The organism is Deltaproteobacteria bacterium, assembly GCA_005879795.1.
Taxonomy (GTDB): Bacteria; Desulfobacterota; Binatia; order DP-6; family DP-6; genus DP-6.
The window spans coordinates 1-21858 of the sequence record VBKJ01000147.1; the positions used below are offsets into that span (position 1 = coordinate 1).

At 71.7% G+C, this 21858-nt stretch carries 20 protein-coding genes and 1 pseudogene; 5 read left to right on the top strand and 16 right to left on the bottom strand.

Going from position 1 to position 21858, the window contains the following annotated elements:
* On the bottom strand, positions 1–514 hold a 514-nt coding region (locus tag E6J59_11835; GenBank protein TMB19402.1), incomplete at its 3' end, for a hypothetical protein.
* Positions 487–2331, bottom strand: a complete 1845-nt coding sequence (locus E6J59_11840) for a hydantoinase B/oxoprolinase family protein (GenBank protein ID TMB19403.1) — start codon at positions 2329–2331, stop codon at positions 487–489. The genes E6J59_11840 and E6J59_11835, both read right to left, overlap by 28 nt.
* 41 nt (positions 2332–2372) lie before the next feature.
* Between E6J59_11840 and E6J59_11845 the strand changes: the two genes are divergently transcribed.
* The 3 genes from E6J59_11845 to E6J59_11855 all read left to right on the top strand — a co-directional run bounded on the left by E6J59_11845 (position 2373) and on the right by E6J59_11855 (position 4118).
* Complete coding sequence (locus E6J59_11845) at positions 2373–3185, top strand: amidohydrolase (protein ID TMB19404.1); 813 nt, start codon at positions 2373–2375, stop codon at positions 3183–3185.
* Complete coding sequence (locus E6J59_11850) at positions 3182–3805, top strand: inorganic pyrophosphatase (protein ID TMB19405.1); 624 nt, start codon at positions 3182–3184, stop codon at positions 3803–3805. Before E6J59_11845 ends, E6J59_11850 begins: the two co-directional genes overlap by 4 nt.
* A gap of 97 nt (positions 3806–3902) precedes the next feature.
* Positions 3903–4118 (top strand): type II toxin-antitoxin system HicB family antitoxin, encoded by a 216-nt coding sequence (locus tag E6J59_11855; protein ID TMB19406.1) that lies wholly within the window; start codon positions 3903–3905, stop codon positions 4116–4118.
* A 65-nt stretch (positions 4119–4183) separates the two neighbouring features.
* Here E6J59_11855 and E6J59_11860 read toward each other — a convergent pair whose 3' ends face one another.
* A complete protein-coding gene (locus tag E6J59_11860; GenBank protein TMB19407.1) occupies positions 4184–5098 on the bottom strand; it encodes a TIGR03619 family F420-dependent LLM class oxidoreductase in 915 nt (304 codons plus the stop codon).
* Positions 5099–5315: 217 nt separating this feature from the next.
* Between E6J59_11860 and E6J59_11865 the strand changes: the two are divergent.
* Positions 5316–5590 (top strand): annotated as a pseudogene (locus E6J59_11865) (hypothetical protein).
* A gap of 1 nt (position 5591) precedes the next feature.
* On the opposite strand, the gene E6J59_11870 reads toward E6J59_11865, so the two are convergent.
* Genes E6J59_11870 through E6J59_11895 form a run of 6 tightly spaced genes read right to left on the bottom strand, consistent with a single transcriptional unit; the run spans position 5592 to position 12152 of the window.
* The gene (locus tag E6J59_11870) at positions 5592–7127 is read right to left on the bottom strand and encodes a cyclohexanecarboxylate-CoA ligase (GenBank protein TMB19408.1); all 1536 of its coding nucleotides are present in this window, start codon (positions 7125–7127) and stop codon (positions 5592–5594) included.
* Positions 7127–8212, bottom strand: coding sequence for an acyl-CoA dehydrogenase (locus tag E6J59_11875; GenBank protein ID TMB19409.1), 1086 nt, complete (start codon positions 8210–8212; stop codon positions 7127–7129). Before E6J59_11875 ends, E6J59_11870 begins: the two co-directional genes overlap by 1 nt.
* A 6-nt stretch (positions 8213–8218) precedes the next feature.
* Positions 8219–9385: an acyl-CoA dehydrogenase gene (locus E6J59_11880; GenBank protein ID TMB19410.1), complete on the bottom strand. Its 1167-nt coding sequence runs from the start codon at positions 9383–9385 to the stop codon at positions 8219–8221.
* Between the two features lie 4 nt (positions 9386–9389).
* Complete coding sequence (locus E6J59_11885; GenBank protein TMB19411.1) at positions 9390–10178, bottom strand: glucose 1-dehydrogenase; 789 nt, start codon at positions 10176–10178, stop codon at positions 9390–9392.
* Positions 10178–11362, bottom strand: a complete 1185-nt coding sequence (locus tag E6J59_11890; GenBank protein ID TMB19412.1) for a CoA transferase — start codon at positions 11360–11362, stop codon at positions 10178–10180. Before E6J59_11890 ends, E6J59_11885 begins: the two co-directional genes overlap by 1 nt.
* 1 nt (position 11363) lies before the next feature.
* Positions 11364–12152: an enoyl-CoA hydratase/isomerase family protein gene (locus tag E6J59_11895; GenBank protein ID TMB19413.1), complete on the bottom strand. Its 789-nt coding sequence runs from the start codon at positions 12150–12152 to the stop codon at positions 11364–11366.
* Between the two features lie 76 nt (positions 12153–12228).
* On the opposite strand from E6J59_11895, the gene E6J59_11900 reads away from it, so the two are divergent.
* Positions 12229–13035, top strand: a complete 807-nt coding sequence (locus E6J59_11900; protein TMB19414.1) for an SDR family oxidoreductase — start codon at positions 12229–12231, stop codon at positions 13033–13035.
* Here the strand turns inward: E6J59_11900 and thiE are convergent.
* From thiE to E6J59_11935, 7 genes are all read right to left on the bottom strand, one after another.
* A complete protein-coding gene (gene thiE / locus E6J59_11905; protein TMB19415.1) occupies positions 13032–13646 on the bottom strand; it encodes a thiamine phosphate synthase in 615 nt (204 codons plus the stop codon). The genes E6J59_11900 and thiE overlap by 4 nt on opposite strands.
* A gap of 6 nt (positions 13647–13652) precedes the next feature.
* Complete coding sequence (locus E6J59_11910) at positions 13653–15110, bottom strand: sigma-54-dependent Fis family transcriptional regulator (GenBank protein ID TMB19416.1); 1458 nt, start codon at positions 15108–15110, stop codon at positions 13653–13655.
* The gene (locus E6J59_11915) at positions 15107–16270 is read right to left on the bottom strand and encodes a PAS domain S-box protein (protein TMB19417.1); all 1164 of its coding nucleotides are present in this window, start codon (positions 16268–16270) and stop codon (positions 15107–15109) included. Before E6J59_11915 ends, E6J59_11910 begins: the two co-directional genes overlap by 4 nt.
* On the bottom strand, positions 16254–16616 hold the full coding sequence (locus tag E6J59_11920) for a zinc ribbon domain-containing protein (protein TMB19418.1): 363 nt from the start codon (positions 16614–16616) through the stop codon (positions 16254–16256). The genes E6J59_11915 and E6J59_11920 overlap by 17 nt, the downstream gene beginning before the upstream one ends.
* A 229-nt stretch (positions 16617–16845) precedes the next feature.
* Positions 16846–18273, bottom strand: coding sequence for a SpoVR family protein (locus E6J59_11925; protein TMB19419.1), 1428 nt, complete (start codon positions 18271–18273; stop codon positions 16846–16848).
* A 1-nt stretch (position 18274) separates the two neighbouring features.
* A complete protein-coding gene (locus E6J59_11930) occupies positions 18275–19501 on the bottom strand; it encodes a DUF444 family protein (GenBank protein TMB19420.1) in 1227 nt (408 codons plus the stop codon).
* Positions 19502–19533: 32 nt separating this feature from the next.
* Complete coding sequence (locus tag E6J59_11935; protein TMB19421.1) at positions 19534–21465, bottom strand: serine protein kinase; 1932 nt, start codon at positions 21463–21465, stop codon at positions 19534–19536.
* Positions 21466–21858: the final 393 nt, after the last annotated feature.

Genomic DNA, 21858 nt, shown 5'->3' on the forward strand with positions numbered 1-21858 from the left:
CCTCGGCGACGGCGGCCTCGACGTCGATCATGGGGACGGCGCCGATGCCGACCAGGCGCTCCGGGGACGCGGCGCAGTAGTCCCGCAGCCAGTCGTTGTAGGCGCGGCAGAGGCCGCCGGCGATCCCGGGCGGCGCGTTGCCGATCGAGAGACCGATCGTCGGGTAGAGGACGGCGACGTCGATTCCCTCCGTGTCCATGTCCTTCAGGCGCGCGGCGCCGTCGAAGGCGCCGGCCGGTGCGTCGTCGTAGCCGATCTTCCCGGTGAGCACGTCGTCGGCGCGCCGGCCGACCGAGCCCGCGAGGCCCATGAGCCGGCCAACCGTCCCCGAGATCGGGTGCGGCCGCGTCGCCTGCGGGCTGTGCTCGGCGGGGAGGACGCGCCCGCCGATGACCTCGTCGGGGACGAGGATCAGCTCGGCGAGCTTCGGGTCGAGGTAGCGCTGCCACATGCCGCGCGGCTCGAGGACGTGGCCGTCCGCGTCGATCACCGTGCCGTTCGCGTCTCCTGCCATCGTGGAGCCTCCTTCCGGCGGCGCCGCATCCCGGCGCGCCGTCGCGCCGTCGCCTGCACGTCGACCGCGAGGTCGACGCCCTCGAGCGAGCCGGTCAGCACGACGCCGTAGTCCTCGCGCGCGCTGCGCGGCGAGACGTACTCGTCGAGGACGTCGTCGAGCACCCGCGCCGGATCGCGGTCGAGCGGGTCGCCCCAGCCCCCGCCGCCGCCGTAGTGGTAGGCGATCGCCTCGCCCGCCTCGTGCCGCACGAGGCGGGTCGTGTTCCCCGCCTCCTCCCGCGCGCCGCCGACTTTCAGCTCGAGCCGGTTCGGCGCGCCCGGCTTGCCGCCTGCGATGCCCGGCATCGGGTATTTGCGGCCGACGACGTAGGTGTAGACGGTGGCCGGCGCGGTCAGCTGCTTCCGGTAGAGCGTCCCGAGCCCCCCGCGGAACTCGCCCGCCCCGCCGCTGTCCGTCTCGTAGTCGCGCGCGAGCTGGCGCTGCGGGAAGATGCTCTCGTTGATCTCGGCCGTGGCGCGGATCAGGTTCCCGAAGCTCACGTTCATCGAGCCCCAGCCATCCCGGCCCCGGACGGCGTTGCAGTGGGCGGCGATCGTGTCGGCGGAGTTGTCGATGAAGAGGCGGCCGGTGCGCGGATCGGTGCCGAAGATCACGGTCGGCATGCCGATCTTGTAGATCTGCGGGCAGCAGCGGTCGGGGATGACCGGCTCGAGCGCCTTGGCGATCGCCTCGCCGACCTCCGTGCCCGGGTGATGTGTCCCCGCGGCCACCGAGCGCCCAGGCGGCGGGTTGAGACAGCAGCCCTCAGGCACCACCAGCTCGATCGAGCGGAAGAAGCCCTCGTTCTTGGGAATCGTGGGGTCCATCATCGAGGCGAGCTGCGCCACGACGTAGCCGCGCGTGTTGCCGAAGGACGAGTAGGCCTGGATCTCGGGGCGCGCGTCGGAGCCGGTGAAGTCGATCTTCAAGCGGTCGCCGGCGACCGTTACCGTGCAGCGAAGGTGGATGTCCGGGTTCCCCTTCGGATCGTGGTCGACGTAGACGTCCGACGCGTAGACCCCGTCGGGCCAGCGGCGGACCTCCTCGCGGAAGCGGCGGGCCGCGAGCTCGATCATCTCCTCGACCGCACGCCGGACGGTGGCCGTCCCATGGCGCGCGAGCACCTTCTTCAAGCGCCTGACGCCGAGCTGCGCCGCGCCCACCTGCGCGCGGAGGTCGCCGAGGAAGGTGGGCGTGCGGTTGTTCACCCGCATGAAGTAGGTGAGGTCCCGCCGCTCGACCCCGCGCTCGTAGAGCTTGAGCGCCGGGAAGCGCACACCCTCCGCCCAGATGTCGGGCGCGTCGGCGTTGTAGCCGCCCGGCATGCCGCCGCCGGTGTCCGCGTGGTGGCACTGGATGGAGGCGATCAGCACCAGCTCGCCGCGGTGGAAGACGGGCGCAAAGACGTTGTAGTCGGGGAGGTGGCCGCCCCCGTGGTAGGGGTCGTTGGCGACCAGCACGTCGCCGTCGTAGAGGCCGTCTCGCCCGAAGAACTCGAGCGCGAAGCGGACGGGGAGGGTGGAGGAGAGCATGAACTGCGGGATGCCGACGCTGAGCGCCGCGAGCGCGCCCGAGCCATCCAGGACGGTCGCGTTGCGCTCGTTCGACTGGTTCAGGATCGGCGTCGTCGCGGTGAGACTCACGTGGGTCGCCATCTCGTAGGCGATCGTCTCCATGGCGCCGCGGATGATCTCGGCGGTGATGGGGTCGAGCCCACGGCGCCGGCGCGCCGCGCCGGGCGGGCTCGCGAGGTGTGCTCCCGGACGGCTCGCCATCGGCGTTCCGATAGCACGGGCGACCGTGGTATGCGCAAGGCATGCCGGACCCGCCGTGGATCGTGGACGCGTGGGTGAACCTCCTGCGGCCGGCCGGCGGCGCGGAGGGGGCGAGCATCTTCGGCCGCTACGGCCAGCTCCCCGCCCTGCGCGAGGGCACGAAGCCCGAGGCGCTGGTCGCGGAGATGGATGCCGCCGGCGTCCAGCTCGCCGGGCTCTGCGGCACCGACGCCGCGTGGGTGGCCGAGACCTGCGCTCGCTGGCCGGGCCGCTTCTTCGGCATGGTGAGCCCGGACCCGCGCGACATCATGGGGTGCCTGCGCACGATCGAGACCTGTGTGCGCGAGTACGGCTTCAAGGCGGTGAAGCTCGAGCCCTTCGTGTGGAGAAGGCCGCCCACCGACCGGATGTACTACCCGATCTACGCCAAGTGCGTGGAGCTGGACGTCACGTTCACGACGCAGATCGGCCACACCGGCCCCGACGTCTTCCCCTCCGAGGTCGGCCGCCCCCTCTACCTGGACGAGGTCGCGCTCGACTTCCCCGAGCTGCGCATCGTGGGCGGCCACATCGGCTGGCCGTGGACCGAGGAGGCGATCGCGGTCGCCTGGAAGCACCGGAACGTCTGGATCGACACCTCGGCGCACGTGCCCAAGCACTTCCCCCCGACCTTCGTCCACTTCATGCGGACCTTCGGTCAGGACAAGTGCCTGTTCGCGTCGGACTGGCCGCTACTGCCGATCGCGCGGCCGCTGGGTGAGCTCGACGAGCACTGCGCGTTGGGTACCGCGGTGCGCCGGAAGTTCCTGCGCGCCAACGCGGTGCGGGCGTTCAGGCTCGAGGTGGCGCCATGAAGCCGCTCGCTTTCCGACCCCATCCCTGGCACGGCATCGAGCCCGGCCCGCGCTGCCCGGAGATCGTGACCGCCTACATCGAGATCGTGCCCACCGACGGCGTCAAGTACGAGATCGACAAGCACTCGGGCTATCTGAAGATCGACCGGCCGCAGCGCTTCTCGACCGTCTGCCCCACGCTCTACGGCTTCGTGCCGAGGACCTTCTGCGGCGAGGCGGTTGCCGCGCACGTGGTTCCGGGCGGTCCGCCGGTCACTCGCGGCGACGGCGATCCGCTCGACATCTGCGTGCTCACCGATCGCCACGTCTCGCGTGGCGAGATCCTGCTCCAGGCGCGCCCGATCGGCGGCCTTCGCATGGTGGAGGCCGGCGAGGCGGACGACAAGATCATCGCCGTCCTGCTCGGCGACCCTACCTTCGGCGAGCTGACCGCCATCGCCCACCTGCCGCGCGCGGTGATCGACCGGCTGAGGCACTACTTCCTCACCTACAAGGCGATCCCGGGCGAGGCGCGAGCGACGATCACCGTCGACCCCATCTACGACGCGCCCGTGGCGCGCGCGATCATCGAAGCGGCGCGCGCCGACTACCGGGGGCACTTCGGCGGCGCGACAGGCTGAAGCGGACCGCGCCCGCCGCCGCCCGGGCGCTCGCGATGCGGCGCGCTAGGACAGCACCCGCGCCCGCGGGGTATCCTCCACCGTCGTAGGAGCGATCTTGCGCAACGAGTTCACCGCGGTCATCGAGCGAGACGGCGATTGGTACGTCGCATACTGCCCAGAGGTTCCGGGTGCCAACGGCCAGGGGCGAACCAAGGCTGAGGCCAAACGGAGTCTGGCGAAGGCCATCGCCCTGATCCTCGAGGACCGCCGCGCCGACGGGTTGCGGGGCGTCCCGGCGGACGCTGAGCGTGACACCGTCGTCGTGAAGTGAGACGGAGCGCGCTGCTCCGGCACCTTCGTCGTCATGGGTGCTATCTCCGCTGAGCCGCCAATCCGTTACCCGGCTGACCGCTCTGGCCGTAGCCCGAGCGCCGCCGCCTGCCGCGCGAGCGCCTCCTCGGCTTCGCGCCCGCGCTGCCACGGCAGCACGACGACGCGTGCGATGCCGGCGCCCGCGTAGCGCCGCACGGCGTCCGGCTCGAGCAGGCCGCCCGCGTGGCTCACGGTCAGCTCGAAGGGCGCGGCTCCCCGCCCGGCGGCCGCGAGGAGCGCGCGCAGCTTCGTGGCCTGCACCGCCGCCGACTCGGGCGTGTGGCCGACGCCGTACCAGCCGTCGCCGAGCGCGGCGGCACGGCGGAGCGCGGCCGCCGTCTCGCCGCCGAAGACGATCGGTGGGTGCGGCTTCTGCACCGGCTTCGGCTCGAATCTGACCGGGCCGAAGGAAAAGAAGCGCCCATGGAACTCCGGCTCGGTCTCGGTCCAGAGCGTGCGCAGCGCCCGGACGCACTCGCGCGTTCGTGCAGCACGGGTCTGGAAGTCGATGCCGACGGCCTGAAACTCCTCGGCGAGCCACCCCACGCCGACCCCGAGCGTGAGCCGCCCGCCCGAGAGCACGTCGAGGCTCAGGGCGAGGCGCGCGGTGACCAAGGGGTGGCGCAGCGGGAGGAGGTAGACGCTCGTCCCGAGCCGGATGCGCACGGTCGCGGCTGCCACGTGCGTGAGCAGGACGAGCGGGTCGAGATGCGGGGTGTCGGGCGAGAACGGCGGGATGCCGTCGGGCGCGTAGGGGTAGCGGCTCGTGATGCGGGTCGGGAGGACCAGGTGCTCCGGGACCCACACCGACTCGAAGCCGAGCCCCTCGGCGTGGCGGGCGACGGCCGCCGCGCGCTCGGGGCGGAGGCGGAAGAGCGCGACGCCGACCTTCACGGGGTGAGTCCTGGCCACCGGCGCGGCAGCGAGCGAGTCCTCCATTGCGTTTCAACTCGGCGAGCCGGCTGCTAGACTGCCGTCGTGACGTCGCCGGACCGCTCGACCTACCCCGTGCGCAAGCTCAGGCTCCAGGACGAAGGCGCGGACAGCGGAGTCGGCCGGTTGAGCCCGAGTGAGCGTGTCGCCATGGTGTGGCAGCTCACGGCGCAGGCCTGGACCTTCATGGAGGGGCACTGGGTTGAACCGCGACTTCGTCGAGATGTTGTCCGCACTGTGCGCAGCCGGCGCTGAGTTCCTCATCGTCGGCGCCCACGCGCTGGCCGCACACGGGCTCCCCCGCGCGACCGGCGATCTCGACCTGTGACGTCGATCTCGGGGGTCGCGTTCGACGCGGCTTGGGAACGGTGGATGCCCCTCCGGATCGAAGGCCTCTCCGTGGCCTGCATCGGCCGTGCCGACCTGCTGGCGAAGAAGCGTACGGCTGGCCGTCCGAAGGATCTCGCCGACGTGGCGACCCTGGAGGAGGAGAAGTAGCTCAGGACCGCCCCTCCCTCCGCAGGCGCGCCGCGATCCGCTCGCGCAGCACGTGCTTCTGGACCTTGCCGCTCGCCGTCGCCGGCAGCGCGTCGACCAGCTCGAGCCGCTCGGGGAGCTTCCGCCGCGACAGCTCCAGTCCCTCGAGGAAGCGCACCAGCTCGGGAAGTGTCGGCGGATCCCGTTCGTCGGCCGGGACCACGAAGGCGCACGCGCGCTCCCCGAGGCGGGCGTCCGGCATCGGCACGAGGGCCACGCTCCGCACCTTCGGGTGCTCGAAGAGGAGGTCCTCGACCTCCTTGGCGCTGAACTTCTCGCCGCCGCGGACGATGATGTCCTTTACCCGGCCGGTGACGGTGAGGTAGCCGTCGGCGTCGAGGACGCCCAGGTCGCCGGTGCGGAAGAAGCGCCGCTCGTCGAACGCCTCCGCGTCGAGCCGCGCGTCGCGGTAGCCGAGGAACAGCTCGGGGCCGCGCGCCCAGATCTCGCCCTCGCGGCCGGTGGCCACGGCGCGCCCGCCGGCGTCACGCAGCTCGATCTCGCCCGGCGGGATCACGGCGCCGTCCGTCTCGGCGCGCTTCGCCTCCGGGACGTCGGGGCCTGCCGAGCTGGTGATGCTCGGAAACTCGGTCGAGCCGTAGCCCCGGCCCGAGCGCACCCCGAGGCGGCGGATCGCGCCCCGGATCAGGGCGGGCGGCACGTCGGCCCCGCCGCACGGAAAGAGCCGCAGCGAGCGGAGGTCGAAGCGGTCCAGGTGCGGCAGGTCGACGACGCCTTGGAGGAACGGCGTGGCGCCGGCCGAGAAGGTGCCCCGTTCGCGCTCGACGAGCGCGCAGAAGCGCTCGGGGTCCCATACCTCCATGAGGACGCTCGTCGCCCCGAGGACGGCGGGGAGGAGGATGCCGTAGAGGAGGCCCGAGATGTGGCTGACGGGCGACGGCATGACGAGGACGTCGTCGGCGCCGAGCCGGTGGTGGCCGATCGTGGCGTGGCACTCGGCGGTGAGCGTGGTCGCGCTGTGGAGGACGCCCTTCGGCTCCGCCGTGGTGCCCGAGGTGTAAAGGATGACCGCCACCCGGTTCGGGTCGGGCCCCTCGCCGCCCGGCCCGTCCGCCTGCGGCAGCGCCTCGAGCTCGTCGACGACGAGGACGTCCCGCAGCGAGGGCACGTCCGGCCGCACGCGCGCGACGAGCGCGGGGAAGTCGACGCCGCGGAAGCGGCCCGGGACCACGACGGCGGCGCTCTCGGCCTGGCGCAGGATGAAGCGGATCTCGCGCGCGCCATAGATCGGGACGATGGGGTTCAGGACTGCGCCGAGACGGTGCGCCGCGTGGAAGAGCACCGCCGCCTCGGCCCGGTTCGGGAGCACGGACGAAACGACCTCGCCCGGGCGGACGCCGCGTGCGGCGAGTCCCGCGGCGACCCGCTCGGCGAGCCGGCCGAGCTCGGCGTACGTGAGCCGCACGCGGTCGTCGACCAGCGCGGTCTTCTCCGCATGCGCGGCCGCGTGCCCACGGAGCGTCGCGGTGAAGGACATCAGAGGCCCATCGCCTGCGCCACGCGCTCGTGGTGCCGGGCCGGCGATCCCCACTGGAGCTCGGCGGCCTTCGCCCGCCGCGTGAAGAGGTGGAGGTCGTGCTCGGTCGAGAAGCCGATCGCGCCGTGCACCTGGTGCGCGTGCATGAAGAGGCGCCGGAGCGCCTCGCTCCCGTACGCGACGGCCGCGCTCACCGCGAGCGGCCCCTCGCGCCCCGCCTCCAGGCTCCAGGCCGCCTGGTAGACGAGATGGCGGAGCGCGTCGAGGTCGGTCCGCATGTCGACACAGCGGTGCGCGACGGCCTGGAAGCTGCCGATCGGCTGGCCGAACTGGTGGCGGGTCCCGGCGTGGTCCACCGTCATGGCGAGGGCCCGCTCGGCCGCGCCGGCCATGTAGGCGAGGGTGGCGACGGCGCCGCGGTCGAGCGCGCGCGCGAGCGCCGGCCCGGCCGCGCCGGCGGCGCCGAGCGGCTCGCCAGGCGCGCGGTCGAGGACGACCTCGTAGACCGGATCGCCGCCGAGCGTCGCGAGCCGCGTGACCGTGACGCCCGCTGCGCCCCGCGCGAGCGCGACCAGCGACGGGCCCGCGGCGGCGACGAGGAGCAGGTCGGCGTCGGGTGCGAAGGGCACGAAGAGCTTGCGGCCCGTGAGCCGACCTCCACCGTCGGCGGGGAGCGCCGGCGTCCCCCACGGGTCGCGCCACCCGGGCTCGGCGACCGCCAGCGTCGCCACCATCTCGCCGGCGGCGATGCGGGCGAGCCAGCGCCGCTGCGCCTCGCTGCCCAGGGCGAGAATGAGCGGCGCGCACATGACGACGGTCGAGAGCATGGGGGAGGGTAGGAGGACCCGGCCCATCTCCTCGAGCACGAGCATCGTCTCGACGAACCCGAGGCCGCCCCCGCCGTAGGCCGCGGGCAGCTCCATCCCGTGCCAGCCGAGCCCGGCCATCTCGCGCCACGCGTCGGGCCGAAAGCCGCGCGGATCGCGCTCGGCGGCGCGCGTATCGGCGAGCGACCAGGCGCGAGCGAGGAAGCGCCTCGCGGCGTCGACCAGCATCGTCTGCTCGGCGGTGAGCGTCAGGTCCATCGTCGCTCAGCTGGCGCGCGGGAGGCCGAGGCCGCGGCGCGCGATGATGTTCTTCTGGACCTCGAGCGTGCCGGCGGCGATCGTGCTCGGCACGTTCCGCGCCCACTGGCGGTGGAGGAGGCCGCGGAGCGGCGCTCCGGGCGCGTCGGCCGTGAGCTGTCCGCCGAGGCCGAGGATCTCGAGGCCGACGTGGCCCACCCGCTGCTCGAGCTGGGTGTTGTGCACGCGCGCGATCGCGGCCTCGACGCTCGGCACCTGCCCCCGCACCTGGAGCGAGATGACGCGGTAGTTGAGGAGCCGCGCCGCCTCGTGGCAAACCCGCAGCTCGGCGAGCTTCCGCCGCACGTCGGGGTCGCCCGCCAGGCCGGCGGCCTTCACGTGCTCGACCAGCAGCGCGATCACCCGCCCGGCGCGCGCATAGCGCGCGACGCCGACGCGCTCGAACGTGAGGCCGGTGGTCACGATCTCCCAGCCCTGACCCTGGGCCCCGAGGAGGCAGTCGCGCGGCACCCGGACCTCGTCGAAGAACATCTCGTTCAGCTCGTGCGGCCCCGCCATGCTGTCGATCGGCCGCACGGTGATGCCGGGCGTGCGCATGTCGACGAGCAGGATCGAGAGGCCCTCGTGCCGGCGCGCCGACGCGCTCGTGCGTGCGAGCAGGAAGCACCAGTCCGCCGGCGCGTCCGCGTAGCTGCTCCAGATCTTGTGCCCGTTCACGACCAGATGATCCCCGCGCGCCTCGGCGCGGGTCGCGACCGCGGCCAGGTCCGAGCCGGCTCCGGGCTCGGAGAAGCCCTGCGTCCAGAGCACGTCGCCCGCCGTCATCGGCGGCAGGAAGCGGCGCTTCTGCGCCTCGCTGCCGAAGCGCATGATGCACGGCCCGATGTAGTTGAGGTTCATGTACTGCGGGCCGCGCGGCTCGTCGTGCGCCCACATCTCCTCGCGGAGAATCGCCTGCTGCCAGACGCTCGCCTCCTGGCCGCCCCACTCGCGCGGCCAGCTCAGGGCGAGCCAGCCGCGCGCCGCGAGCTTGCGGCAGAAGGCGCGCGTGAACGGGATCGCGCGCGGGTCGTCCACGAACATGCCGCGCCACCAGTCGGGAAGCTCCTCGGCCAGGAACGCGCGCAGCTCGGCCCGGAAGCGCTCCTCCTCGTCGGTGAAGGCGAAATCCATCGCGCTACGGTACGGTGGGGACGATGCCGCCGTCGACGGTGAACGTGGCTCCGGTGATCCAGCTCGCGCGCGGCGAGGCGAGGAAGACGACGAGCCCGGCGACGTCGGCCGGCTCGCCCATGCGGCCGGCGGGGATCGGCCGGGCGCGCAGGGTCTCCGCGAGCACCTCCTCGACCGTCTTCCCGGTCGCCTCGGCGCTCTTCCGCGCCGCCTCCAGGACCGCCTCGGTGCGCACCAGGCCGGGGACGACGCAGTTCGCGAGAACGCCGTCCTTGGAGAACGCGTTGGCGAGGCTCTTGGTGAAGTTGATGAGCGCCGCCTTGGCGGCGGCGTAGGGCGCGAAGTAGGGGTCGGGCTGGCGGCCGACGCGCGAGGAGATGTTGACGATGCGCCCGCCGCCGCGCGCGCGCATGAGCGGCACGCAGGCGAGCGAGAGCCGGACGGCGGACATGAAGTTCAGCTCGAAGCTCGCGTGCCAGTCCTCCTCGGTCAAGTCGAGGAGGCGCTTGGGCGAGCCCTTGCCGGCGTTGTTGACGAGCACGTCGACCCGGCCGAAGCGCGCGATGGTGCGCTCGACGACCAGCGGGGCGCCGGCCTCCGTCGCCACGTCGGCGGGGACCGCCTCGACGTCCCGCCCGCGCGCGCGGATCTCGGCGGCCACCGCGTCGAGCGCCGCGCTGCCGCGCGCGTTGATCACCAGGTCGGCGCCGGCCTCTGCCAGCTCGAGCGCGATCGCGCGGCCGATGCCCCTGCTCGCGCCCGTAACGAGCGCGATGCGTCCCGCGAGGTCCATCACACGACTCCCTCCGCGCGGAGCCGCTCGATCTCGGCTGCGGACAGGCCGAGCGTCCCGCCCAGGACCTCCGCGGTGTGCGCGCCGGGAGCAGGGGCCGGCGTCGCCGCGAAGCGCTCCCCGTCGACCTTGACCGGCGTGCCGAAGAGCCGGACGTGGCCCGCGACGGGGTGATCCTGCTCGAAGAGGAGCTCGCGCGCGCGGAAGTGCGGGTCGTCGACCAGCTCGTCGGCGGTGTAGACGGGCCCGCCCGGGACGTCGTGCGCGATGAAGAGCTCGACCCATTCGGCGCGCGTCCGGGTGCGGAAGATCGCCGCCAGCTCGGCGCGCAGCGCCTCGTCGCCGCGCGCGTGGTCGCCGGCGGGCTCGCCGGGCTTCGCCTCGAACAGGTCCGGCCGGCCCACGGCGGCGCAGAAGTTCCGCCAGAACTTCCGCTCCGAGGCCTGGAGGAGGACGACCCGCTGGTCCGCGGTCCCGTAGTACTGATAGCGGACGGCGGGGATCATGTCGGGGATCGCCGACGCGACGCCGTTCGAGGCCGCGTCGAGGTGCTCGGCCTGCCAGGTAGCGCTCACGTCGAGCTCGGCGACCTCGAGCAGCCGTCCCGTGCCGGTCGCGCGCGCCTGGACGAGCGCCGCGCAGACCGCGAGCGCCGCGTAGAGCGGTGCGGCGAGCATGCCGACGGCGGTGTACGAGGGGATGCGCGGCGAGCCGTCGGCGTGCGTCACGGGCGGCGCCAGGCCCGCGAAGGCGTCGTAGGCGACGCCATGCGTGGCGAGCGCCGCGTAGGGCCCGGAGGCGCCCGCGCCGGAGAGCGTGCAGTACACGAGCCGCGGGTTCACGGCACGGAGGGTCGCGTAGTCCGCGGCGCAGCGGGCCGCAGCACCCTGGCGGAGGCCGTCGATGAAGACGTCGGCGGTCGCCACCAGGCGGTGGAGAAGACGCTGGCCCTCGGCGCGCTTCAGATCGAGCGTCAGGCTCTTCTTGCCCCGGTTCCAGCGCAGATGCATCAGGTTCAGCCCGGCGAGCTTCCGGGCCCCGATCTCGCGCAGGTAGTCGCCGCCCGGCGGCTGCTCGATCTTCACCACCTCGGCGCCGAGGTCGGCGAGGTGCATGCCGAGGAGGTCGGGCGCCAGGAGCGCCAGCTCGAGCACGCGGACGCCGCCGAGGAGCGTGTAGGCCACCCTAGCGTCCCTTGAACTCGGGCCGCCGCCGCTCGGCGAAGGCCCGCACGCCCTCCTGCGTGTCCTCGCTCTGCGCGACCAGCGTCTGCGCGAGCGCCTCCTCCTCGAGGCAGGTCTCGAGCCCGCTCTCGTAGGCGCGCTGGAGAAGGCGCTTCGACATGCCGAGCGCGAGCGTCGGGCCGCGTGCGAGCCGCTCGCCCCACTCGCGCGCCGCCGCCTCGAGTCCCGCGCGCGCCACGACCCTGTTGCAGAGCCCGATGCGGAGCGCCTCGTCGGCGGGGAGGTCGTCGGCGAGCAGGACGAGCTCCTTCGCCTTCAGGAGGCCCACCAGGCGCGAGAGGAGGAACGCGCCCCCCGAGTCGATGGCGAGGCCGCGGCGGGCGAAGACCTCGATGAGGCGCGCCTCGGCCGCCATGATGACGAGGTCGCAGGCGAGGGCGAGGTGTGCGCCCATCCCGGCCGCGACGCCGTTGACGGCGGCGACGATCGGCTTCTCCAGCTCGAGCACGGTACGGATGAGCCGTTGCGAGTTCTGCTTCATGAGCGCCCGGGTCGCGTGCGCCGGCGGTGCGGCCTCCCGGCGCCCGCCCCACAGGTCGGCCCCGGGACAGAAACCTTCGCCGGCGCCGGTCAGCACGGCGGCGCGGATCGCCGGGTCGCCCGCGACCCGCGCGAGGGCGTCGAGGAGCGCCCGGCGCGTCTCGTCGTTGATCGCGTTGCGCGCCTCCGGGCGGTTGAGCGTGATCCAGGCGAGGCCGCCCTCCAGCCGGAAGAGGATCGTGTCGGCCATGCCGAGGCTCTAGCCCAGGACGCGGCACGCAGGCAACGTTGCAGAGCGACCCGGACCGCGGCTAGGCTCGGTCCGCATGGATCTCGGCCTGGGCGATGCGGCTGCTGTCGTGGCGGGCGGCTCCCGGGGCATGGGCCGCGCGACGGCGGAGCTGCTCGCCGCGGAGGGCTGCCGGGTCGCCATCCTGGCGCGCACCGAGGCAGACCTGCGTGACGCCGAGGCGGCGCTCCGGGTGAAGGGTGCGCGCGACGTGCTCGCGCTGCGGGCGGATCTGCTCCAGGCCGGCCAGGTGGACGCCGCGTTCCAGGCGGTGGAGCATCGCTGGGGCGCGCTGCATGCGCTTGTGTGCGCGGCCGGCCCGACGACCGCGGGCACGCTCGAAGAGCTCTCTGACCGGGACTGGCTTCACGCCTTCGACGAGGGTGTCCTCGGCACGGTGCGCTGCGTGCGCGCCGCGCTGCCGCTGCTGCGCAGGGCGAGCTTCGCCCGCATCGTCACGCTCGCGGCCACCTCGACGCGCCAGCAGAGCCCGCGCCTGATCGGCTACACCGCGGCCAAGGCGGCGCTCGTCAGCGTGACGAAGAACCTGGCGCGGAGCCTCGCGGGCGAAGGGATCATCGTCAACTGCGTCTGCCCCGGCTGGGTGCTCACGCCGTCGGTCGCGGCCCACCTGCGCGCCATGGCGGCCGAGGCCGGGCTGCCCGCGGACGACGTCGCGGCCGCCTATCGCTTGGGGGCCGCGAGCTTCGGCGCCGCCAACGACCTCGGGCGCATCGGCCAGCCCGAGGAGGTCGCGGCGATGGCTGTGCTCCTGTGCTCGCCGCGCACCGGCTACACGGTCGGGGCGACGATTCCGGTCGACGGGGGTACGGACTTCTTCTAGCCGAGCCGGGCGAGCGTCTCGCGCACCGCGGCTGCGGGGTCGCCCGCCCGCACCAGCGCGCCGATCATGGCGACGGCGTCGGCGCCCGCGGCCCGCACCGCCGCCGCCGTCTCGGGCGTGATGCCGCCGATCGCCACCAGCGGGCAGCGGACGGCGGCGCGCACGGCGGAGACCAGCGCGAGGCCGCGCGGCGGGAGGGCGCCGGGCTTGGTGGCCGTCGCGTAGACCGGGCCCACGCCGATGTAGTCGGCCTCCGCGGCCTGGGCGGCACGCGCCTGGTCGAGGTCGTGGGTCGAGAGGCCGATCAGGCGGCCGGGGCCGAGCACGCGGCGCGCGGCCGGGACCGGCAGGTCGTCCTGGCCGAGGTGCACGCCGTCCGCTTCGGCGGCGCGCGCGACGTCGGGCCGGTCGTTCACCAGGAAGAGGGCGCCGGCCGCGCGCGCGAGCGGGCGGATCGCCCGCGCCGCGGCGAGGAGCTCGCGCGCGCTCGCCCCCTTCCAGCGCAGCTGCACCAGGCGCGCCCCGCCCGCGAGCAGCGCCGCCGCGAGCGCCGCCGGATCGCGGCCGGTGTCGAGCGGGTCGACGATCGCGTAGAGGGGCGGGAGGCGCATTGCCTCTTAGCGCGACGCGGTGCCCCGGCGGACCTCGATACCGAGCTCGGTGATCTTCTTGCGCAGGGTGTTGCGGTTGATGCCGAGCATGTCGGCCGCCTTCACCTGGTTGCCGCCCGCGCGCTCGAGCACGACCTCGATGAGGGGCCGCTCGACGGCGCTGATCAGCATGGCGTGCAGGTCGCTCGGCAGGGCGGTGGCGTCCGCCGCAAGCAGCTCGGCCAGGCGCCGGCGCACGGCCTCCTCGAGCGGGAGCACGTCGCCCGCCCCCTGCCGCGGCTGCCCGGCGAGCGCGAAGTCCTCCGGCACCAGCGTCCGCCCGCGCGCCAGCACGGCGGCGCGCAGCAGCGCGTTCTCGAGCTCGCGCACGTTGCCCGGCCAGCTGTGGTGGAGGAGGAGGTCCCGCGCCTCGGCGCTCACCCCGACCAGCGCCGTCCCGAGCTCGCGGTTCACCTTGTCGAGGAAGAACTCGATCAGCTCGGGGATGTCGGCCCGTCGGTCGCGCAACGGCGGCACCGTGATGCGGACGACGTTCAGACGGAAGAAGAGGTCTTCGCGGAAGCGCCCGGCGCGCACCGCCGCGTCGAGGTCCTGGTTGGTGGCGGCGATGATGCGCACGTCGGCCCGGATCGCATCGCGGCCGCCGACGCGCGTGAACTCGCGCTCCTGGAGCACGCGCAGGAGCTTCGCCTGGAGCGCGAGCGGCATGTCGGCGATCTCGTCCAGGAAGAGCGTGCCGCCCGCGGCGACCTCGAACTTGCCGATGCGCCGCTCGACCGCGCCCGTGAAGGCGCCGCGCTCGTAGCCGAAGAGCTCGCTCTCGAGGAGCTCGTTGGGGATGGCCGAGCAGTTGAGCGCCACGAAGGGGCCGCCGCGCGAGGAGTGGTAGTGGATGGCCTTGGCGATCAGCTCCTTGCCCGTGCCGGTCTCGCCCTCGATGAGCGCTGTCGCGTCGGTGGGAGCGACGCGCCCGATCACCTTGTAGACCTCCTGCATGGCGGGGGTGCGGCCGATGACCAGGTCATGACGCTGCTGGAGCTCGCCGCGCAGGTGCTCCAGGTCGCGCGTCAGGCGGCGTAGCTCCATGGCGCGGGCGATGAGCGCCGCCACCTGCTCGAGGTCGAAGGGCTTGGTGAGGTAGTCGTACGCCCCGCGCTTGGTCGCCTCGATGGCGTTCGCCATCGTGTTCTGCGCCGTCACGATGATGAAGAGCGTGTCGATGTGGGCCTCGCGCGCCTGCTTGAGCACGTCGAGGCCGGAGAGGTCGGGCATCCTGATGTCGACGAGCGCGACGTCGAAGGGGCGGCGGCGCAGCTGGTCGAGCGCGGCCGTGCCGCTCGCCACCGCCACCACGCTGTGCCCGTGCTGCGCGCAGGCGCGCTCCAGGACCCAGCGGATCGACTCCTCGTCGTCGGCGACGAGGATCGAGCCGGTGCCGGGCGTGCTGGCGTCGCCGGCGCTCACCGCGCCGTGTCCTGGCTCACGGGCAGCGTGACGCGGAAGCCGGCTCCGCCGCCGCGCGGCGGCTCGTAGCCGATCGTGCCCCCGTGCTCGCTCACGATGCGGTGGCAGACGGCGAGACCCAGGCCCGTGCCGTTCGCCCTGGTCGAGAAGAAGGGCGAGAAGAGCTGCGCCTGGTGCTCCTCGGGGACGCCCGGACCCGTGTCCTCGATCAGCACCGAGAGGAAGCGGCCGCGCCCGGAGCGGCGCCGGATGTGGAAGCGCGCCTCGAGGCGGGTCGAGAGGTGGAGCGCGCCCGTCCCGCCCAGCGCCTCGAGGGCGTTCTTCACCAGGTTCAGGAAGACCTGCGTCAGCTGCGCGCGGTCGCCCCGCACCGGGGGCAGGCTCGGGTCGAAGGCGGTACGCAGCGCGACCGCCCCCCAGGCGGGCGACTGGCGCTGGAGCGCGACCACGTCGTTCAGCACGCGGTGGATGTTGACCGCCTCGAGGCGCAGGCGGGGCGGCGTCGAGAGCTCGCGCAGCTGCTCGACGAGCCCGTCGAGGCGCTCGACCTCGTGGATGATGATGTCCGTGCAGCGCACCAGCTCGGGGTCGCTGACCGCGCCGCGCAGGAGCTGCGCCGCGCCTTTGATGCCGCCGAGCGGGTTCTTGATCTCGTGTGCAAGGCCGCTCGCCACCGTGCCGAGGGAGGCGAGGCGGTCGGCCCGCCGGGTGGTGGCCTCGAACGTGTGCTGCAGGGTCAGGTCGTGGAGCACGAGGACGGCGCCCGAGGCGCGTCCCGCGGTGTCGAGCACCGGGGCGCAGGTTGCGCTCACCGGCACCTCGTGCCCGCGCGCGGCGAGCAGCCCCTCGCCGCGGCGGCGCGCCGCGCCCTCGACCAGCGTGCCGCGCGCCATCTCGCCCACCCACGGGCTCGTACGGAAGAGCATCCCGACCTCGGTGCCGACCGCCTGGGACGCGGACATGCCGGTCAGCTGCTCGCCGGCCGGGTTCAGACCGGTGATGCGGCCCGTGCGGTCGAGGACGATCACGCCGTCCTCGATCGAGGCGAGCACGTCGGCCCAGGGCGCCCGCGGCTCGTCGCGGAGCGGGGCGAGCGGCGTCGGTTTGGCGCCCACGGCCAACGTCAGGAGGCCGAACAGCCTCCTAGAGGTCGTCCTCACCCGTGGCGTCGTCGCCGCCGTCGTCCGGCTCGCCTCCGGCCTCCAGCTCCTCGACCATCTCGTCGAAGTCGTCGCCGGCCTCCTCGCCGAGCTCCTTCCCCATCTTGCGCATCCAGCGGGCCACGCTCTTGGGGTCCTTCTCGTCGAGCCCGGCGAGCGAGGCGTCGTCGGCGAACGAGTCGAGCCGGCTCTCCTCCGACCGTCCGAGGGCGAAGCGCGACATCAGGCGGGTGAGCGCGCGGCTGCCGCAGTGCTCGCACACCGGATCGACCGCCTCGCTGATGCGCAGCGTGAGGACCGTCACCTTCCGCTTGCAGCCCGTGCAGCGGTACTCGTAGATGGGCATCCCGCGGCGATTATAGCCGCGAGCCGGCCGCAGCAGCCAGTGGCACCCTCGGCGGGATTGCCGGGCGCGGCTTCGCCGCGCCCGGCACGACCCGAGCGCCCGAAGGGCGCGAACGGCCACGAAGGGAGCCGCGCGCGTCAGCGCGCGGCGACGGGGGGTCCGGGGACCATCGGAGGAGCGGAGCCTGCGAAGCAGGCGAGCACCGGACGGGGCCCCCGGAGGCTTTGCATCATTTACTTGCCTTGGCCGAGAACCCGCGCTCCCCGTAGGTGAGCACGGTACGCTTGCCGTTGACCACGGTCTCGAGGGCCACCTCCCGCCCCCACAGGCGGTGGACGTAGGCGAGGGTCTTCTCCGCGTACTCGAGCTGGAGGTCGCGCCCGTCGTGCAGGTGCGCGAGGAGGAGGGTGCGGTTGTGGTTGTGGTCCGCGTCCTCGACCCGGATCACGGGGATCGACCCCATGCCGACGCTCTTGACCAGCGTCTCCTTCACCCTCCGCCAGCCCTCCTGGTCGGAGACCTCGCTCACCACGAGGTCGTCGCCCTTGGCCTCGTAGCGGAAGAGGTCGAGGTCGCGCATGAGCGTCTCGTGAAGCCAGCGGCGCAGGAAGGAGGCGTCGCGGTCGACCTCGCGTGTCTGGAAGAGGAGGTCGCGCCCGGTCTTCCCGGGCGGCAGGTTCTCCTTCTCCTCGGGCGTCGGCCTGTCGCCGCGGCGCTCGATGTCCTCCCAGACCTTGAGCCCGAGGTGGTACGGGTTCAGCTGCCCGGGGATGGGCCGCACCACCTGGTTGTGGCGCACGAGGAACTCGAGATGCAGCTCCTGCGGCAGCTCGAGGGCGTCGAGGATCTGCTTGTGCCAGAAGCTCGCCCAGCCCTCGTTCATGATCTTGGTCTCGATCTGCGGGATGAAGTACTGCGCTTCCTCGTGGACGATGGTGAGCAGGTCCTTCTCCCACTCCTGCAGGAAGGGGTTGTGGTCGCGGATGAAGAGCAGGAGGTCTTCCTCGGGTGTCGGCGGGACGCGCTTCAAGTCCGGCTCGGTCGGCTGCCGGCGGCGGTGGATGCGCTGGAAGGGGTCCTCGCGCGGGGTCGCGACGGCGATCAGGCGCTCGCGTTCCTCCTCCTGGGAGAGTTTCTTGACCGCCAGGTTGCGGCGGCACTGGAGGGAGAGCGAGTGCGCCGCGTCGAGGAAGCCCTCCACCTTTTCGAGGCCGATCGAGGGCGTGTCGACGTAGTGGCGCACGCGGTCGGCGTGCGCCTTGAAGGTGCCGATGGTGAACTCGGCGCGCGTGGTGCGGAAGGTGAAGTTGCGCTTGAAGAAGTCGTTGTGCCCGTAGACGTGCGCGATGGTGAGGATGTGGAGACAGAGCGAGTTGTCGCGCATCAGGTAGGCGAGGGCGGGGTTCGAGTTGATGACCATCTCGTAGGGTATGCCCGACACGCCGTAGTCGTAGAGGGTCTTCAGTTTCTCGTAGGCCTTGCCGTAGGACCAGTGCGGGTAGTGCGACGGCATGCCCGAGTAGGCCATGTAGCCGAGCATCTGCGTGTGGTCGCAGATCTCGAACTCCTGGGGGAAGCAGTCGAGGCCGAACTCGGCCACCTTGTCGCGGATGCGGGCGTCCCAGTACTCGAGGTCCTTCAGCGTGTGGGCAGCCACGCTACGCGCCCTGCTCGCGGCCCCGGTCCTTGGCGAGGAAGGCCTTGAACGAGGGCCAGATGTCCTCCTTGCGTTCGATGAGGACGGTCTGGAAGTTGTCCGCGTCGAGGCGGCGGAAGATGTTGAGCATCGAGCTCTCGTAGTAGCGCGAGCCGAGCGGCTTGATCTCGCCGTAGCCGAAGAGGTTGCAGACCTCGGCCAGCTCCTTGGCGGTTCTCAATGCAGCCGGATTGTCGGAATCGAAGTTGTCGCCGTCCGAGCAATGGAAGGCGTAGACGTTCCACAGGGACGGGTGGTAGCGCGCCTGGACGATCTCGAGCGTCTTCAGGTAGCCCGACGAGATGAACGTCCCGCCCGACTCGCCCTTGTGGAAGAATTCCTCCTCGGTGACCTCGTTCGCCTCGGTGTGGTGCGCGATGAAGACGATCTCGACGTTGCGGTACTTGGTGCAGATGAACTGGTAGAGCAGGAAGAAGAAACTGCGCGCCAGGTACTTCTTCATGGTGTCCATGGACCCGGAGGTGTCCATGATGCACACCACGACGGCGTTCGACTCCCGCTTCACGTCGGTCACCATGTGGCGGTAGATCAGGTCGTCGTCGTGGAAGGGGAAGCGCTCGCGGGAGGGTGCGAGCCCCGCGTCGGCCGGGGACTCGAGGGTGGCGTCGGCGTGGGCCCGGCGGCTCGCGAGCTTGCGCTTCACGCGCGCGCGGACGGTGCGGCGCTTGTCGAGGCGGACGCGGATGCCGACCTGACGGTAGCCCTTGCGCTTGGCGAGGCGGTAGGCCTCGATCTGGCGGAGCGCCTTGCGCTCCAGGTCGGGGAGCTCGAGGTCCTCGAACATGATGTCGATGAGTTCCTCGAGCGTGACGTCGGTCTCGTAGTAGTCGGTGCCGGGCTGGTCGCCGGCCTTGTCCTCGCCCTTGCCGGTGTGCTTCGCCTTGCCGACCACCTGGCCGGTCTGCGAATCGCCGCCTCCCTGGCCGACGCCCGGGGCGTTCTCGCCGTAGACGAACTTGTACTCGCGGATGCCGCGGATGGGGACCTTGATGATCTTCTCACGGTCCTTCCCGATGATCGACTCCTCGGCGATGATATCCGCGATGTTCTCACGGATCGACTCGCGGACCTTCAGGCGGTGGCGAGCGCGATCCCCCGCCGAGCGGTCGCTGCGCTCGGCGCTGGAGCCTTCGAAAGGCCGGAAGATGGACTCGAGGGTGCGGTCCACGGGCGGCGGGAAGGACCGACCGGCGTCGCCGGTCAGTCCTTCCAGAGGTTGTTGGCAGCGTACTTGAGCACGACGTCCACACAGCTCTCGCAGTAGCCCGAGTCGAGGAGGTTCTTCACCATCGCGTTGTACTTCTGCGTCTGCTCCTCGTCCCGCGTGCGCGCCTTGGTGATGATGCGGCTGATGTCGCGCACCGACGTCATGAGCTTCTTCTCGATGGCTTCCTTGAGCGGCTCGTAGGAGCGGTAGGAGACGCGCTCGCCGCGACGGCTGGACGCCCACAGGTACGCGATCACCTCTTGCCGGAAGCCCTCCGCCGCCGAGCCGATGATCGCGATCTGCTCCTCGATCGACTTGAGGAACCCCTCGTCGGCCTGCAGCTCCTCCTTGGTGTTGCGGTCCTTCACCCTGGTCTTGTTGACGAAGGCCTCGGCGTGGTCGAGGTAGTTCTGGAAGAGCGACTCGGCCTGCTCCTGGTAGGAGTAGACGAACGCCTTGGTGATCTCCTTCTCGAGCAGCTCCAGGTACTCCTTGTGCAGGACGTCCTGGAGGAACTCGAGGTACTGCTTGCGCGTGTCGTCCGGGAAGTCACCCTCTTTCACCATGTTGATGAGGGCCTCGCGGACGTTGATCGGGTTGATGCAGTTGCCGTCGACGTTGTCGGAGAGCGCGTTGTCGAGGGCCTTCATGATGAAGCGCGTCGAGATGCCGCTCATGCCCTCGCGCTTGGCGTCCTCGCGCAGCTCCTGCACGTCGATCTTCTTGGTCTTGCCCTTCTCGACGACCTCCTCGCCGTTGTAGAGCTTGAGCTTGGTGACGAGATCGCATTTGGCGTTGGGCTCGAGGCGGGAGAGGATCGCGAACATGGACGCGATCTCGAGCGTGTGCGGGGCGACGTGCGCCCGGAAGTCCGAGAGGCGGATGATCTTCTGGTAGATCTTGACCTCCTCGGACAGCCGGAGGTTGTAAGGCACCTTCACGACCACGATGCGGTCGAGGATCGCCTCGTTGGTGTGGTCGGCCTTGAACTTCTGCCACTCCGCCTCGTTGGAGTGGGCGAGGATCACGGTGTCGACGTAGACGAGACCGTGGCGGCCCGGCGCCGGGATCACCTTCTCCTGCGTGGCGGTGATCATGGCGTGCAGGTACTCGGTCTCGTTCTTGAAGACCTCGATGAACTCGCACATGCCGCGGTTGCCGACGTTGATCGCGCCGTTGAGATCGAGGACGCGCGGGTCGCCCTCCGAGTACATGTCGAGCTTCGAGATGTCCTCGCTGCCGATCAGCACCGAGGTGTCCTGGTTGTTCGGGTCGACGGGCGGGACGACGCCGATGCCGATGCGGTTCCGCTTCGAGAAGAGGCGGGTGATGACCGGCACCTCCTCGTAGCGGCCGCCGAACTCCTCCTTCAGGCGGAAGCGGCATACCGGGCAGAGGTCGCCCTCGATGTGCACGCCGAGCATCTTCTCGAATTCCTTTCGGAGGTGGCGAGGAATGAGGTGCAGCGGCTCCTCGGACATCGGGCAGTTCTCGATCGCGTAGAAGGACTCCGCCGCCTCGAGGCCGCGCTGGAGGCGCTCGACCAGCGAGCTCTTCCCCGAGCCGACCGGGCCCATCAGGTAGAGGACCTGGCGGCTCTCCTCGCCCTTCAGCGAGGCCGAGTGGAAGTAGCGCACGATCTGCGCAACCGTCTTCTCGATCCCGAAGAACTCGTCGCGGAAGAAGTTGTAGACCTTGAACGACTCGTCCTTGTAGAGCCGCTTGACGCGGGAGTCGTCGGACTCCTGGATGTCCTGGGTGCCGATCCGCATGATGTTGTCGAAGATGCGGGCGTGCGCGAGCTTGGGGATGCTGGGGTCTTCGCGGACGACGTCGAGGTACTCGAGGAAGGGGCCACGCCAGACCTTCGACTCGCTGGCCGCGCGGTCCTCTTTGATCAGCTGCTCGAAGGAGGGCCTGTCCATGGGCAGCTCCTCTGCTAGACGTCCTGCCATGGCCCGGCGCGTACCGAAGCCGTGGGGGGTGAAGGAACCGTGTCTCGCTGCGTTGCTCGGATGGTCACGCGCTGCGTCGTCGCAAGCACCGTGCCGGGCGCGCTGGCGTGTGGGCCCCCGGCGAGGTCGGGGTGGGTGACGTGCGCGACGTACCGGGTCTCGGTTATGGGATCCTCCCGGGATCTTGTGGTCCCTGACCTCCGCTCCCCGTCCTCATCACCGCTCTGGGCGACTGAACCACAGCTGCGGTTCACCCCAACACACAAGACAAGGCGAGCGTATCGGCTGGGGACTACGGTGTCAAGTTTTCGATGCTTGTGACAATGCGATGGCAGTCCGCGTCTCACCGCATCGCGTGTGGAA